The following is a 13,841-nucleotide window of genomic DNA, read 5'->3' as shown; positions in this document are numbered from 1 at the left end:
GCATTGCCTGTACGGGCTGGATATTCTATGTATTATTTGCGATCGCGATTTATTAAAATAGGTATTGTAAGTTTAACTGTTTATTATCCTTAATAAACGGTATGTTGCAGCCAAGCAACATCGAATTTCTGCCGCCGCGGAGCCACAATGATATCACAATTTGGCTCTTTCAAATCCGCATTTGCATTCCAATTTCACTCTCGAACCGGAAGGGACATTTAGTAATCCCCCGTGAATGCTTCGCCGAAGTTTGAGTTGACGAGCGCGCGGGACTGAAAGGAGATAATTATGCGTATACTTTTTGCTGGTCTCATGGCTTCCGCTCTCGCCGTTGGCGGTTTCTCGGTCGCACAGGCAGCCGATGCCGTGGACCAGGTCCCGCAGGCACCGGTCGCTGAGGAAACCCCGGCTCCGGTCAACAACTGGCAGGGCTTTTACCTCGGTGGCGCCGCTACCTACAATGCGGGCAGCTTCGGTTCCGACCGCAACACCTACGATTGGGGTGGTCAGCTCTTCACCGGCTACAATTTCCAGCAGGGTCAGATCGTTTACGGCGCTGAAGCCGATCTCGGTTATGGCGATGCAGACGTCACCCAGGGCGGCATCAAGAACAAGACTGGCTGGAACGGCTCCGTCCGCGGCCGCGTCGGTTATGACCTGAACCCCTTCCTGCTCTATGGTACTGCAGGTCTGGCACTCGCCGACACCAAGGTTTCCGACGGCACGTCTTCCGACAGCAAGACCGCCTACGGTTACACGGTCGGCGCCGGTGTGGAAGCTTTCGTGACCAACAACATCACCACGCGCCTCGAATACCGCTACACCGACTATCAGGACAAGGACTACAACCTGAATTCCGGCAGCGTTTCGCGCGGCTTCGACGAAAACAGCGTCAAGGTCGGTATCGGCGTCAAGTTCTAATTCGGATTACACCGAATACGAAAAAAGCCGGGCTTTGTGCCCGGCTTTTTTGTTGTCTGCGTCGATCCCAGGTCTCTCAAATCTTTCAGGCTTGAGGCTTCAGCCGTTCATAGCCATCGAACTTCTTCTTGAATTCTTCCAGCCAGCCGATCAGCTCGGCATGGTCTTCTTCCCACTGGCCCTTGAAGCGCAGGTCGAGATAACCGATCGTGGCGGCGAGTGCGAAATGCCCGCCATGCAGCTTCTTGCCGAGCTTCGGCGTATTGGCCGCCAGATAGTTCAGCGCGGTGGCGACCTTCTTCCATTGACGGTCGATCCAAGGCTGATGCACCTTTTCTTCATCGCGGAAGCGACGCTCATAGACGATCGCCAGCAGGCAATCGCAGACGCCGTCGCACAGCGCTTCCAGCACTTCGGAATCGGTGCGCTTGCCCTTCTTGGAAGGATAGAGCGCGCCCTTCGTCAGCCGGTCGAAATAATGCATGATGGCGATGCTGTCGAAGATGGAAACACCGTCATCCGTCAGCAGCGTCGGGATCTTGCCGAGCGGGTTGTTGTCCACGAGGATCGCCGGTCCCGCATTCGTATCGACCCGGATTTCCATCGTCTCCAGGCCGAGATGGCGGGCGGCCATGCACACCTTGCTGGAGAAAGGGGAGGTCGGGGAGCAGAGAAGCTTCATGGGGCACCTTTTGGAAATGCTGATGGCGCCGGACTATTCCTGAGCGCCGAGAGTCGGTCAATCAGCATTGGCGGGCTTCGTCTCGCCGCGCAGCCAGAAGGCCCGCTGTGAGGCGAAGCGGTCCTGCGCCAGATGGTCCTTCAGCGCCGGCAGCAACTGGTGCAGCTCGTCTTTCAGGGTGAAGGGCGGATTGACGATGATGAGGCCGGAGCCCGTCAACCCCGTCGTCTCGCGGTCGCTGCGCACGGCAAGCTCGGCGCAGAGCATCTTCGGGATTTCCGTCGCTTGCAGCGCCTCGTGAAATTCCTTGATCGGCGCGCCTTTTTTCAAAGGATACCAGAGGCAATAGGTGCCACCCGGGAAACGCCGGTAGGCCTTGGCAAGACCATCCACCAGGCGCTCATATTCGCCGTCTTCTTCGAAGGGCGGATCGACGAGCACGATGCCGCGCTTTTCCTTGGGCGGCAGATGCGCGCCGAGCGCCAGCCAGCCGTCGAGCTCGGTGATGCGCGCATGGTGATCGCCTTCGAAGACTCGATGCAGCCGGACAAAATCTTCTGGGTGCAGCTCCATCGCCGAAAGCCGGTCCTGCGGGCGGAAGAGCATGCGGGCAAGCTTCGGCGAGCCGGGATAGAAGCGCAGGCCGCCCTGCGGGTTCAGTTCTCGGATGGCGGAGAGATAGGGCTCCAGAAGCTCGGAGACCTGCGGCCCAAGATCGGTCTCCAGGAGCTTGCCGATACCATCATGCCATTCGCCGGTCTTCTGCGCTTCCTCGGAAGAGAGATCGTAGAGGCCGATGCCGGCATGTGTGTCGAGCACCCGAAAACCGGCGTCCTTTTTCTGCATGTAGCGGACCAGCCGCGCCAGCACCGCATGCTTCAGCACATCGGCAAAATTGCCTGCATGGTAGATGTGGCGATAATTCATTTTCGCTGATGCCTGTTATGAATTCGGATCATTGGGAGTTTTTGTGCCTTTTGGGCGATCGTGCCTTGGCATATAGAAATCGCATGAACATTGCGACCCCCATCCATGCCAAATCCCGGATCGGCCACACGGCCTGTCCGCATGACTGTCCCTCCACCTGCGCACTGGAGATAGACCTGACGGAAGACGGCCGGATTGGCCGTGTCCGGGGGGCCAATGACCATTCCTATACGTCAGGCGTCATCTGCGCCAAGGTCGCCCGCTATGCCGAGCGCCTCTACCATCCCGATCGTCTCATGCATCCGTTGCGCCGCACCGGCGCCAAGGGGGCAGGGCAATGGCAGCAGATTTCCTGGGACGATGCGCTGGATGAGATTGCCGAAGCTTTCGTGAAGGCCGAGGCAAAGGATGGCAGCGAAGCCATCTGGCCCTATTTCTACGCCGGCACCATGGGCTGGGTGCAGCGCGACTCGATCGAGCGCCTGCGCCATGCCAAGCGCTATTCCGGCTTCTTCTCCTCGATCTGCACCAATCCCGCCTGGACCGGCTTCACCATGGCGACCGGCATGCTGCGGGGCCCGGACCCGCGCGAGATGGCGCGCACCGACTGCGTCGTCATCTGGGGCACCAATGCGGTCGCCACCCAGGTCAACGTGATGACCCACGCGATCAAGTCGCGCAAGGAGCGCGGCGCGAAGATCGTCGTCATCGACATCTACGACAATCCGACGATGAAGCAGGCGGACATCGCTCTCATCGTCAAGCCCGGCACCGATGCAGCGCTTGCCTGCGCCGTCATGCACATTGCCTTCCGCGACGGTTATGCCGATCGTGACTATATGGCCAAATATGCCGACGATCCCGCCGGCCTCGAAGTGCATCTGAAGGCAAAGACGCCGGAATGGGCGGCCGCCATCACCGGCCTTTCGGTCGATGAGATCGAAGCCTTCGCCAAGCTCGTCGGCACGACCAAGAAGACCTTCTTCCGCCTCGGCTACGGCTTCACCCGCCAGCGCAATGGTGCGGTCGCCATGCATGCGGCCGCCTCGATCGCCACCGTGCTCGGCTCCTGGCAATATGAGGGCGGCGGCGCCTTCCATTCCAACAGCGATATCTTCCGCATGAACAATGCGGAGCTGACCGGCAAGTCGATGAAGGACGCCGATATCCGCATGATCGACCAGTCGCAGATCGGCCGTGCGCTGACCGGCGATGCCGTCGCACTCCGCTATCGCGGACCAGTGACGACCATGCTGATCCAGAACACCAACCCGGTGAATATCGCCCCGGAACAGCGGCTGGTGAAGCGCGGCTTTGCCCGCGACGATCTCTTCGTCGCCGTCCACGAACAATTCATGACCGAGACGGCCGAAATGGCCGATATCGTCATTCCCGCCACCATGTTCGTCGAGCATGACGATATCTACCGCGCTGGCGGTCAGAACCATATCCTGCTTGGGCCGAAGCTCGTCGAGCCGCCACCGACAGTGCGCACCAATCTTTTCGTCATCGAAGAACTGGCAAAACGTCTCGGCGTCGCCGATCGCCCCGGCTTCGGCTTCACGGCGCGCGAAATGGTTGACCGCGTTCTGGCGGCTAGCGGCCTGCCGGACTATGACCATTTCCTCGAGCATAAATGGTTCGACCACCAGCCGGCTTTCGAGGAAGCACATTATCTCAATGGTTTCGCCCATCCCGACGGCAAGTTCCACTTCCGACCGGATTGGGTGAACGATCCCGCCCCGAACAAGCCACCGGCCTCGGTCGGCGCGCTCGGTCCCTATGCCGAACTGCCGCCTTTCCCGGATCAGGTCGATGTCATCGAGCTCACCGATCCCGAACATCCCTTCCGCCTGGCGACCTCGCCGGCGCGCAACTTCCTGAATTCGAGCTTCTCGGAAACCAAGACCTCACGTCAGAAGGAAGGCCGCCCGGAAGTGATGATCAACCCTGTCGATGCCGAGGAAAACGGTATCGGCAACGGCGATCTCGTCCGCATCGGCAATATGCGCGGCGATCTGCGCCTCCATGCTCGCGTCACGACGGAAGTCAAACCCGGTGTGCTGATTGCCGAAGGCCTCTGGCCCAACAAGGCGCATGTCGATGGCGAAGGCATCAACGTACTCACCGGCGCCGATCCCGTGGCGCCCTATGGCGGCGCTGCCGTCCATGACAACAAGGTCTGGCTTCGCAAGGACGTCATATGATGCAATCTAAGGCAAAAGTGGAAATCGTCGGCAAGGAGATCCTGTCCGACGGCTGGACGAAGCTGACCGGTTACCGGATCGATTACACCGATCGGAATGGCGTGACGCATCGCTTGCCGCGCGAGGTCTATCACCGCACGCCCGCCGCCTGCATTCTGCTTTACGATCCCAAGCGCGATGTCGTCGTGCTGGTGAAGCAGTTCCGTCTGCCGGCCTACGTAAACGACGATCCCGCCTGGATGATTGAAGTCCCGGCCGGCCTGCTCGACGGCGATGAGCCCGAGGCCGCGATCCGCCGCGAGGCGATGGAGGAGACCGGCTATACGGTCCGCGACATCCGCTTCCTTTTCAAGTCTTATCCGGCTCCGGGCTCCATTACCGAAGTCGTGCATTTCTTCGCAGCAAGGATCGATACCGCCGATCGCACATCCGACGGCGGCGGCCTTGAGGAAGAGCACGAGGATATCGAGGTGCTGGAAATCCCGCTCCCGGAAGCCCTTGCGATGGTCGAAAAGGGCGAGATCATCGATCTCAAGACGATCACGCTGCTGCAATGGGCGCTGTTGAACAAGGGCAAACTTCGATAGCGGGATGAGGCGATCGACGCCTGATTCGTCGAGTTACCTCTGAGGCGGATCGATATTATCCTCGACGGTCTTAGTTTCCCCGCGAACGTGCATCATCTGCCGAAAGGCGCGCCGCTTTAGTGCAGGTATTGCGTTGATGGTGCGCATGGCGCCGCGCGTGACAGCCAGCTGAAGTCTGCCGACAATTGGCCGATGGACCAGATCGTTGGCATCCATCTGCTTTTTCGATTCCTGGACTGCTTCGGCACTATAGCGAAGCATCTCGACTTCGTAGGCATGTATGGCTTCGAGGAGCGGCTTTCGCCCTTGATCCGCTTCGACCAGCATGCGTCCAAGCAGAGCGGCATCGCGAAGCGCTGTATTGGCGCCCGCGCCTCGTCCGGGTGTCATCGTATGGACGGCGTCACCGAGCAGGGTGACATTCGAACTCATCCAAGGCGTGAGCGGCACGGAAGTCCTCATCTTGACATCGTGGATCGTCGAGGGCTCCGTCATGCGGATGAGTGCACACAAATGCGGGTGCCAGTCCCGAGTGATCTCCAAGCCCAGCTCTCGCAACTGTTCGCCGCTCAGGCCGGTAGGGTCCCACGGGAAATTCTGCCGAGCGCCCCATATCCCCCAGCCAATACTGTCCTCGTCGAGTGCTTCGACGAAATCCGGCCAACGAGCAGCAAAACCAGAGCCGCTTCTGATGTTGGCAAACTCGAGCGAGTGGACGATTGCACCGAAGCCCATCGGTGCCATGATCAGCGACATGCCTTTGAACATCTTGTCCGACAGCAGAGCTTTCGTCTCGGCCGTCATAGGAATTTTGCCCCCGAGCGATACGATCCCCGTGTCTTCCAGACTCGCTTCCGGCAGACGTTGTTTGCGTACGGTCGAACTCATGCCGTCAGCCCCCACAAGGACATCACCTGTCGCGAGGCTTCCATCCTGAAAGCAGGCGGTGACCGACCCGTCGGCGTTACTTATGTAACCTTCAAGCGCTTTCCCGAAGAAAACGTCGTCTTCCAGTCCCCTGAGCAGAACCCGCCTCAGCGTCTTTCGAATGACGTTCTTTTCACCGTCGAGAGCGTTGGGGCCTACATCATCGATATCGAAGCTCAGCACTTCGCCCAGCTGTTCAGTGAGCATGTTGAAATAGCGCGGCGACCTGGCGCAGGTGGCGATATAGAGATCGTAGAGCTCGCTGGGGATACAGGCTTTCAGCGCTCGGCTTCCAGCCGGGCTGATGCCGACACGATAACCGCCGGTATTGGCGTTCGGCGCGAGGTCGCGCTCATACACCGCAATGCAAACGCCAGCCTGCTTGAGCAGATGAGCAAGTGCCAGACCGCCAGTCCCGGCGCCGATAATCAAAACCTTCATGGTGCTAGTCCTGATCGAGTTTAGGATCGATAGAGAATTTCGCGGCGATCTGCCTCAGCCACTCTTCTGTCCAGGTAATGCGCTGGGCGCGCAGGTCTTCGACAATGCTGTTGACCCAGGACAATTCGGTTGCGTGAAGCGACCGGAGATATTCCATCTCGAGAAGGAAGAGCCTTGGAACGGCCTGCGCTTCTTGCAGGGCTTCGTCGATCCGGCGAAGCTCCGACTCGATGGCTTTTGCCCTGAGCTCAAGCTGGCTCGCCACATCATCAGGCGTAAGCAGAGGAAGAAATGATATGGCTGCCGGGAATTCCGGATATTCCCGCGTTAAGGTCGACAATATCGCCCGTATCCAGTCCAGCGCGACGTTACGGCCCTTCTCGCTTATCTCATACACCGTCCGCTCGGGGCGCTTGTCGTCCCGGACAGTTTTCTGCGGAGTGATCAAACCCTCGCGTTCGAGCCGTTGGATTGTTTGATAAAGGCTCGCCCTCTGCGTGACATTGATCACCTCGTCCTTGCCGCGCTCCTTGATGAGACGCTGCATTCGGTAAGGATGCAGCGGCTCTTCCATGAGCATTGCAAGGACAGCGAGCGCGATTGGGGAACGTTTGATTGATGTCATAGTAATAATATTACTAGTTAGTTTATAACTATTCAATGCGATGGCCACGGGGTCGGTGGTTCCCGGCGATGGCACGTCGAACGCGCTGCGTGGCCAGTCAATGTCGGGAAATCCGAGCGCGCTCGATGCCGCGAGAGCCGGACTGCTCAGCGTCATCGCCGCCGATTATCATCCGGCCGCCTTCGCGCCTGGCATCTTCAAGCTTGCTGATATCGTGGAGGGCGGCCCGTCGGCAGCCGTTGCCATGGCGACCGGTAATGCGGCCCGTTCTGCCGGCCTCCTGGATCGTGGCGAGATCGCCATCGGCCAGCGTGCCGATCTGGTGGCGGTCGAGCCGCGCGACGTCCACCGCATCCGCGCCACCTTCCGTGACGGCCAGTTCGTCTATAGCGACGGCACATTGCATCCGCTTCAGGCCCTTGCGGCCTGAATCTAGTCGCCGATCAGCGAAATAAGCTGGGATTTAGGGGCGGTTGCGGAAGCGGTGGCCCCAACCGCTTTCCCGCCTTCCATCTTCACCTTACCCTCAGCAAAGAGCCGCAGAGCCTGCGGATAGAGCTGATGTTCGATGGTCAGCACGCGTCCCGCTAGCGCATCGGCGGTATCACCCGCAAGCACAGGCACGGCCGCCTGGCCGATAACAGGGCCTTCATCCATGCCTTCGGTGACGAAATGCACGGTGCAGCCGGCGATCCGCATGCCTGCGTCGATCGCCCGCTGGTGCGTGTGCAGCCCTGGAAAGAGCGGCAGCAGGGACGGGTGGATATTGATGATCCGGCCTTCATGGCGCTGGATGAAGGCGCCCGAGAGCAGCCGCATATAGCCGGAAAGGCAGATGATATCAGGTGAAAGCTCGTCAAGCGCGGCAAGGATCGCTGCCTCGTGCGCGTCCTTGCTGGCATAGTCTTTGCGCACGAAAGCGAAAGTCGGAATGCCCTCGGCCGCCGCCTTGGCGAGCCCGCCCGCATCGGCCTTGTCGGAGATCACGCCGACGATCTCGGCCGGATAATCCTCAGCCTTTGCCGCCTGCACCAGCGCCATCATGTTGGAGCCGCCGCCGGAAATGAAGACGACGGTGCGTTTGCGCGGCGAAGTCATAGGGCGAGCGTACCCTTGTAGATCGTACCGGCGTCGCCTTCTGCGCGGGCGACCATGCGGCCGAGCGTCACTACTTTCTCACCTTCCGCTTCAAGCACCTTGGAGACGGCGGCGACATTCTCTTCGGCAACGACGACGATCATGCCGACGCCACAATTGAAGGTACGCAGCATTTCCGTGGCCTCGACGCCGCCCGTCTTGGCAAGCCAGGAGAAAACGGCCGGCGCCTCGACGGCGGCAAGATCGATCTCAGCGGCGAGATGCTTCGGCAGTACGCGCGGAATATTTTCAGGAAAACCGCCGCCGGTGATGTGGGCAAGCGCCTTCAGCGCGCCCGTCTCGCGGATCGCCTTCAGAAGCGGTTTCACATAGATGCGGGTCGGTGTCAGCAGCGCTTCGCCGAGCTTCTTGCCCTCGGCAAACGGCGCCGGTGCATCCCAGCCGAGGCCGGAAAGCGAAACGATCTTGCGCACCAGCGAGAAGCCGTTGGAATGGACGCCGGAAGAGGAGAGGCCGAGAATGACGTCGCCTTCCGCGATATCGCCCGACGGCAGCAGCTTGCCGCGTTCGGCGGCACCCACAGCAAAACCGGCGAGATCGTAATCGCCCGAGGAATACATGCCCGGCATTTCCGCCGTTTCGCCGCCGATCAGCGCGCAGCCCGCCTCGCGGCAGCCGGCAGCGATACCGCCGACGATCGCTGCACCCTGGTCCGGGTCGAGCTTGCCGGTCGCGAAATAGTCGAGGAAGAACAGCGGCTCGGCGCCCTGCACGACGAGGTCGTTGACGCACATGGCGACGAGGTCGATGCCGACGGTGTCGTGATAGTCCGCGTCGATGGCGATCTTCAGCTTGGTGCCGACGCCGTCATTGGCGGCAACCAGAACCGGATCGGTAAAGCCCGCGGCCTTGAGATCGAAGAGCCCGCCGAAGCCACCGATCTCGCCATCGGCGCCCGGACGGCGCGTGGAGCGCACGGCTGGTTTGATCTTCTCCACCATCAGGTTTCCGGCATCGATGTCGACGCCTGCATCGCTATAGGTCAGACCGTTTTTTCCAGACTGGCTCATGCTGATCTCCGGAGGATTTAAAGCTGCGGATAAAGGACCGCGTCACATGCCGGTCGCAATTGCATGAGAGTGCGCTTTATGCAAGCGTTGCAAGGGAAAAGCCCCCATTTTCCAGCTAATCCCTGTGCGCTTTCCGGATTCGGTGCAACAGGGTTGACCATCTTTGCGCCTCCATCCTATGTGCTGGAGCGGCCCTGGTCGTTCTAAAGCGGCATGGGCAGGGCGAGCGATCAGCGGGGAAGCGATGCCACAACAGGTCAGCGGAACGATATTAAAGCGCCAGGTCATCTTCTGGGCAACGGTTCTGCTCGTTTTCGTCGCTTTCCTCTACATTTTCAGTTCGATCCTGCTGCCCTTCATTGCCGGCATGACGATCGCTTATTTTCTCGATCCGGTGGCCGACAGGCTGGAGCGGCTGGGCCTGAGCCGCCTGATGGCGACTATCGTCATTCTGGTGGCCTTCGTCATCGTCTTTGCGCTGGCGCTGATGATCCTCATTCCCGTGCTCATCACCCAGTTCAACGATTTCGCCCAGCGCCTGCCGGGCTATATCACCCTGCTGCAGCAATTCATCACCGATTATCAGGATTCCGTGCTGCCCGGCTGGATCAAAAGCCAGCTCGGCACCATCAAGAATAATTTCTCCAGCATCCTGTCGGAAGGCATGGGTTTCCTGACGGGGCTCTTTGCCCAGATCTGGAATTCCGGCAAGGCGATCGTCGACGTCATCTCTCTGCTCGTCATCACGCCTGTTGTCGCCTTCTATATCCTGCTCGACTGGGACCGCATGGTTGCCAAGGTCGATGAATGGGTTCCGCGCAATTATGTGAAAGACGTCCGCCAGATCGCAAGGGAGATGGATCAGGCGATTGCCGGCTTTATCAGAGGGCAGGGTTCGCTCTGCCTCATCCTCGGCATTTATTATGCTGTCGGCCTCTCGATCGTAGGCCTGAATTTCGGCCTGCTCATCGGGCTTTTCGCCGGCATGATCAGTTTCATCCCCTATGTCGGCTCGATGGTAGGGCTTGTGCTCGCAATCGGCGTGGCGATTGTCCAGTTCTGGCCGGATTATGTCTGGATCGTCGCTGTTCTCGCCGTCTTTTTCAGCGGCCAGTTTCTCGAAGGTAACATCCTCCAGCCGAAGCTCGTTGGCTCCAGCGTCGGCCTGCATCCCGTCTGGCTGATGTTCGCGCTCTTTGCCTTCGGCGCCCTCTTTGGTTTCGTCGGCCTGCTGATCGCGGTGCCGGCCGCTGCCGCTGTCGGCGTCCTTGTCCGCTTTGCGCTTTCGCGCTACCTTCAAAGCGATCTCTACTATGGCAGGCTGCCAAGCGGCCGGGCCGGGAAGACGAAACCTGTTTCCGATGAATGACGTGAAGAACGCTGATCCGAAGCGCAGGGCCGGAGAACAGCTTCCTTTGGCCTTTTCGCATGACGCTGCAACCGGCCGCGACGACCTCCTGATGTCGGAACGTCTCGCTGCCGCCGTTTCGATCGTCGATGCCTGGCCGAACTGGCCGTCGCCGGTCGTCATCCTTGCCGGTCCCGTCGGCTCTGGAAAATCGCATCTCGCCGGCATCTGGAAGGAGTTGAGCGGGGCGGAGGCCGTCCATCCCATTGCCGGTTCCGATGCCGCGATCACAGCTGCGAACGGTCCCGTTCTTTTCGAGGATGTCGACCGGACAGACTTCGATGACGCCACGCTCTTCCATGTCATCAACAGCGTGCGGGAAAACGGCACCAGCCTTTTGATGACGAGCCGTCTCTGGCCCATGTCCTGGCCGGTTACGCTGCCCGATCTGCGCTCGCGCCTGAAGGCCGCGACGGTCGTGGAGATCGGCGAACCTGATGAGGAATTGCTGTCGCAGGTCATCGTCAAGCTCTTTGCTGACCGGCAGCTTTATATAGATGACAAACTCGTCCTTTATATCGTCAATCGCATGGAGCGCTCGCTCAACGCCGCCCAGACGATTGTCGAAAGGCTCGATCGGCTGGCGCTTTCCAGAGGCACAGGGATCACCCGTTCGCTTGCTGCTGAAGTATTGAATGAATTGGGAAATTCCGGCTCGGGCGATTGACTGTCACAGTTCCGTCGTGAAACTGATATATTCGCCGAAAGCGATTGAAAGCAGGGTGAGTGGACCATGGACAGCGCATACCAGGAACATCAGGAACCCACTCCAGACAACAGCGCAGACCAGCCGCCGCTGGAGCAGCTTCTCTCCAGCCCCGAGCGCTTCATCAATCGCGAGTTCTCCTGGCTGCAGTTCAATCGCCGTGTCCTCGAGGAGACGCTGAACACTGAGCACCCGCTCCTGGAGCGCGTGCGCTTCCTATCGATCTCGGCCGCCAACCTCGACGAATTCTTCATGGTGCGCGTCGCCGGCCTCGAAGGCCAGGTGCGCCAGAGCATCGTCGTCAAGAGCCCGGATGGCCGCACACCCGCCGAGCAGCTCGATTCGATCCTGAGCGAGATCGATCATCTGCAGATGGAGCAGCAGGCCTCGCTCGCCGTCCTGCAGCAGTATCTCGCCAAGGAGGACATTCTGATCGTACGTCCGGGTGCGCTCAGCGATGCCGATCGCCAGTGGCTGGCAAACGAGTTCGAGCAGTCGATCTTCCCGGTGCTGACGCCGTTGTCCATCGATCCGGCCCATCCATTCCCGTTCATTCCGAACCTCGGCTTCTCGATCGGCCTGCAGCTCGTCAGCCGCAGCGGCCGCGAGCCGATGACGGCATTGCTGCGCCTGCCGCCGGCGCTCGATCGTTTCATCCGCCTGCCGGATGACCGCAACACGATCCGCTACATCACGCTGGAAGATGTCGCCAACATCTTCATCCACCGGCTTTATCCGGGCTACGAGGTGCAGGGCTCGGGTACGTTCCGCGTCATCAGAGACAGCGATATCGAAGTCGAGGAAGAGGCCGAGGATCTCGTGCGCTTCTTCGAAACCGCGCTGAAGCGCCGCCGTCGCGGCAAGGTCATCCGCATCGAGACGGATTCCGAAATGCCGGCTTCGCTGCGCCAGTTCGTGGTGCAGGCACTCAGCATTCCGGATAACCGCGTTGCGGTTCTGCCCGGCCTGCTGGCGCTCAACACCCTCTCTGAAATCACCAAGGCGCCGCGCGACGACCTGCGCTTTCCGCCCTACAATGCGCGATTTCCAGAACGTGTCCGTGAACACGCCGGTGATTGCCTCGCCGCCATCAGAGAAAAGGACATGGTGGTTCACCACCCCTACGAGTCTTTCGACGTGGTGGTCCAATTCCTTCTCCAAGCTGCGCGCGATCCTGACGTTCTGGCGATAAAGCAGACGCTCTATCGCACCTCCAACGACAGCCCGATCGTGCGCGCCCTGGTCGACGCCGCCGAAGCCGGCAAGTCGGTGACGGCGCTGGTCGAGCTCAAGGCCCGCTTCGACGAAGAGGCCAATATCCGCTGGGCGCGCGATCTGGAACGCGCCGGCGTGCAGGTCGTGTTCGGCTTTATCGAGCTCAAGACCCACGCCAAGATGTCGCTGGTCGTGCGCCGTGAGGAAGGCAAGCTGCGCACTTACTGCCATCTCGGCACCGGCAACTACCATCCGATCACCGCGAAGATCTATACCGACCTGTCCTTCTTCACCTGCAACCCTGTGATCGCCCACGACATGGCGAACATCTTCAACTTCATCACCGGTTACGGTGAGCCGGAAGAAGGGATGCAGCTTGCCGTTTCGCCTTACACGCTGCGCCCGCGCATCCTTCGCCACATCAACGAAGAGATCGAGCATGCCCGCAGCGGCCGTCCGGCGGCGATCTGGATGAAGATGAACTCGCTGGTCGACCCTGATATCATCGATGCGCTCTATACGGCGAGCCGTGCCGGTGTCGAGATCGATCTCGTCGTGCGCGGCATTTGCTGCCTGCGTCCCCAGGTGCCTGGCCTCTCCGACAAGATCCGCGTCAAATCGATCGTCGGCCGCTTCCTCGAGCACAGCCGCATCTTCTGCTTCGGCAATGGTCATGGCCTGCCGTCCGACAAGGCTCTCGTCTATATCGGCTCGGCGGACATGATGCCGAGAAACCTCGATCGCCGCGTCGAAACCCTCGTTCCGCTGACGAATCCCACCGTCCACGAGCAGGTTTTGTCACAGATTATGCTCGGCAATGTGATTGACAATCAACAAAGCTACGAGATATTGCCCGACGGTACGTCACGGCGCATGGAAGTGCGCAAGGGCGAAGAACCGTTTAATGCGCAGCAATATTTCATGACCAATCCCAGCCTGTCCGGCCGCGGTGAAGCTCTGAAATCGAGTGCGCCGAAGCTGATCGCCGGTCTGCTCGAAGGCCGAAACAACAAGTAAACTGGACCTA

Annotated in this window: 12 protein-coding genes and 1 pseudogene; 7 read left to right on the top strand and 6 right to left on the bottom strand. The window is 60.0% G+C overall.

The genetic code is table 11. The features are described 5' to 3' along the window. Nucleotides 1–288 precede the first annotated feature (288 nt). Nucleotides 289–921 carry an outer membrane protein gene (locus PMI11_RS18820; RefSeq protein WP_007820051.1) on the top strand — a complete coding sequence of 211 codons (633 nt, stop codon included), beginning with the start codon at nucleotides 289–291 and terminating at the stop codon, nucleotides 919–921. Between the two features lie 85 nt (nucleotides 922–1,006). On the opposite strand, the gene PMI11_RS18815 is transcribed toward PMI11_RS18820, so the two are convergent. Continuing rightward, nucleotides 1,007–1,603 (bottom strand): glutathione S-transferase, encoded by a 597-nt coding sequence (locus PMI11_RS18815; protein WP_007820045.1) that lies wholly within the window; start codon nucleotides 1,601–1,603, stop codon nucleotides 1,007–1,009. Between the two features lie 57 nt (nucleotides 1,604–1,660). Then, the gene (locus tag PMI11_RS18810) at nucleotides 1,661–2,530 is read right to left on the bottom strand and encodes a 23S rRNA (adenine(2030)-N(6))-methyltransferase RlmJ (protein ID WP_007820043.1); all 870 of its coding nucleotides are present in this window, start codon (nucleotides 2,528–2,530) and stop codon (nucleotides 1,661–1,663) included. Between the two features lie 17 nt (nucleotides 2,531–2,547). Between PMI11_RS18810 and PMI11_RS18805 the strand changes: the two genes are divergently transcribed. Then, a complete protein-coding gene (locus PMI11_RS18805; RefSeq protein WP_037071672.1) occupies nucleotides 2,548–4,737 on the top strand; it encodes a molybdopterin-containing oxidoreductase family protein in 2,190 nt (729 codons plus the stop codon). After that, nucleotides 4,734–5,324, top strand: a complete 591-nt coding sequence (locus PMI11_RS18800) for an NUDIX domain-containing protein (protein ID WP_007820040.1) — start codon at nucleotides 4,734–4,736, stop codon at nucleotides 5,322–5,324. Before PMI11_RS18805 ends, PMI11_RS18800 begins: the two co-directional genes overlap by 4 nt. A gap of 33 nt (nucleotides 5,325–5,357) precedes the next feature. Here PMI11_RS18800 and PMI11_RS18795 read toward each other — a convergent pair whose 3' ends face one another. Together PMI11_RS18795 and PMI11_RS18790 are read right to left on the bottom strand one after the other, a co-directional pair. After that, nucleotides 5,358–6,692: an FAD-dependent oxidoreductase gene (locus tag PMI11_RS18795; protein ID WP_007820039.1), complete on the bottom strand. Its 1,335-nt coding sequence runs from the start codon at nucleotides 6,690–6,692 to the stop codon at nucleotides 5,358–5,360. 4 nt (nucleotides 6,693–6,696) lie between these two features. Further along, a complete protein-coding gene (locus tag PMI11_RS18790; RefSeq protein WP_007820038.1) occupies nucleotides 6,697–7,317 on the bottom strand; it encodes a PadR family transcriptional regulator in 621 nt (206 codons plus the stop codon). Nucleotides 7,318–7,396: 79 nt separating this feature from the next. Between PMI11_RS18790 and PMI11_RS18785 the strand changes: the two are divergent. After that, nucleotides 7,397–7,747, top strand: a pseudogene (locus PMI11_RS18785) (amidohydrolase family protein); the annotation flags it as partial. Between the two features lie 2 nt (nucleotides 7,748–7,749). Here the strand turns inward: PMI11_RS18785 and purN are convergent. After that, the gene (gene purN, locus PMI11_RS18780) at nucleotides 7,750–8,415 is read right to left on the bottom strand and encodes a phosphoribosylglycinamide formyltransferase (RefSeq protein WP_007820029.1); all 666 of its coding nucleotides are present in this window, start codon (nucleotides 8,413–8,415) and stop codon (nucleotides 7,750–7,752) included. Then, entirely contained in the window at nucleotides 8,412–9,485 is a 1,074-nt protein-coding gene (gene purM / locus PMI11_RS18775; RefSeq protein WP_007820028.1) for a phosphoribosylformylglycinamidine cyclo-ligase, read from the bottom strand. The genes purN and purM overlap by 4 nt, the downstream gene beginning before the upstream one ends. A gap of 244 nt (nucleotides 9,486–9,729) precedes the next feature. Between purM and PMI11_RS18770 the strand changes: the two genes are divergently transcribed. The 3 genes from PMI11_RS18770 (at nucleotide 9,730) to PMI11_RS18760 (ending at nucleotide 13,831) form a co-directional block, all read left to right on the top strand. Next, nucleotides 9,730–10,854: an AI-2E family transporter gene (locus PMI11_RS18770; protein WP_007820026.1), complete on the top strand. Its 1,125-nt coding sequence runs from the start codon at nucleotides 9,730–9,732 to the stop codon at nucleotides 10,852–10,854. Continuing rightward, nucleotides 10,847–11,560: a DnaA regulatory inactivator HdaA gene (gene hdaA, locus PMI11_RS18765; protein WP_007820025.1), complete on the top strand. Its 714-nt coding sequence runs from the start codon at nucleotides 10,847–10,849 to the stop codon at nucleotides 11,558–11,560. Before PMI11_RS18770 ends, hdaA begins: the two co-directional genes overlap by 8 nt. A gap of 66 nt (nucleotides 11,561–11,626) precedes the next feature. Further along, nucleotides 11,627–13,831 carry an RNA degradosome polyphosphate kinase gene (locus PMI11_RS18760; protein WP_007820023.1) on the top strand — a complete coding sequence of 735 codons (2,205 nt, stop codon included), beginning with the start codon at nucleotides 11,627–11,629 and terminating at the stop codon, nucleotides 13,829–13,831. Nucleotides 13,832–13,841 lie beyond the last annotated feature (10 nt).

The organism is Rhizobium sp. CF142 (assembly GCF_000281145.1).
GTDB lineage: Bacteria > Pseudomonadota > Alphaproteobacteria > Rhizobiales > Rhizobiaceae > Rhizobium.
The sequence above is the reverse complement of the archived record's forward strand: the minus strand, read 5'-3'. Positions and strand labels throughout refer to the sequence as shown.

Coding starts and splice junctions, on each gene's coding strand:
- PMI11_RS18820 (WP_007820051.1), top strand. CDS start 289: ATGCGTATACTTTTTGCTGGTCTCATGGCTTCCGCTCTCGCCGTTGGC.
- PMI11_RS18815 (WP_007820045.1), bottom strand. CDS start 1,603: ATGAAGCTTCTCTGCTCCCCGACCTCCCCTTTCTCCAGCAAGGTGTGC.
- PMI11_RS18810 (WP_007820043.1), bottom strand. CDS start 2,530: ATGAATTATCGCCACATCTACCATGCAGGCAATTTTGCCGATGTGCTG.
- PMI11_RS18805 (WP_037071672.1), top strand. CDS start 2,548: ATGAATTCGGATCATTGGGAGTTTTTGTGCCTTTTGGGCGATCGTGCC.
- PMI11_RS18800 (WP_007820040.1), top strand. CDS start 4,734: ATGATGCAATCTAAGGCAAAAGTGGAAATCGTCGGCAAGGAGATCCTG.
- PMI11_RS18795 (WP_007820039.1), bottom strand. CDS start 6,692: ATGAAGGTTTTGATTATCGGCGCCGGGACTGGCGGTCTGGCACTTGCT.
- PMI11_RS18790 (WP_007820038.1), bottom strand. CDS start 7,317: ATGACATCAATCAAACGTTCCCCAATCGCGCTCGCTGTCCTTGCAATG.
- purN (WP_007820029.1), bottom strand. CDS start 8,415: ATGACTTCGCCGCGCAAACGCACCGTCGTCTTCATTTCCGGCGGCGGC.
- purM (WP_007820028.1), bottom strand. CDS start 9,485: ATGAGCCAGTCTGGAAAAAACGGTCTGACCTATAGCGATGCAGGCGTC.
- PMI11_RS18770 (WP_007820026.1), top strand. CDS start 9,730: ATGCCACAACAGGTCAGCGGAACGATATTAAAGCGCCAGGTCATCTTC.
- hdaA (WP_007820025.1), top strand. CDS start 10,847: ATGAATGACGTGAAGAACGCTGATCCGAAGCGCAGGGCCGGAGAACAG.
- PMI11_RS18760 (WP_007820023.1), top strand. CDS start 11,627: ATGGACAGCGCATACCAGGAACATCAGGAACCCACTCCAGACAACAGC.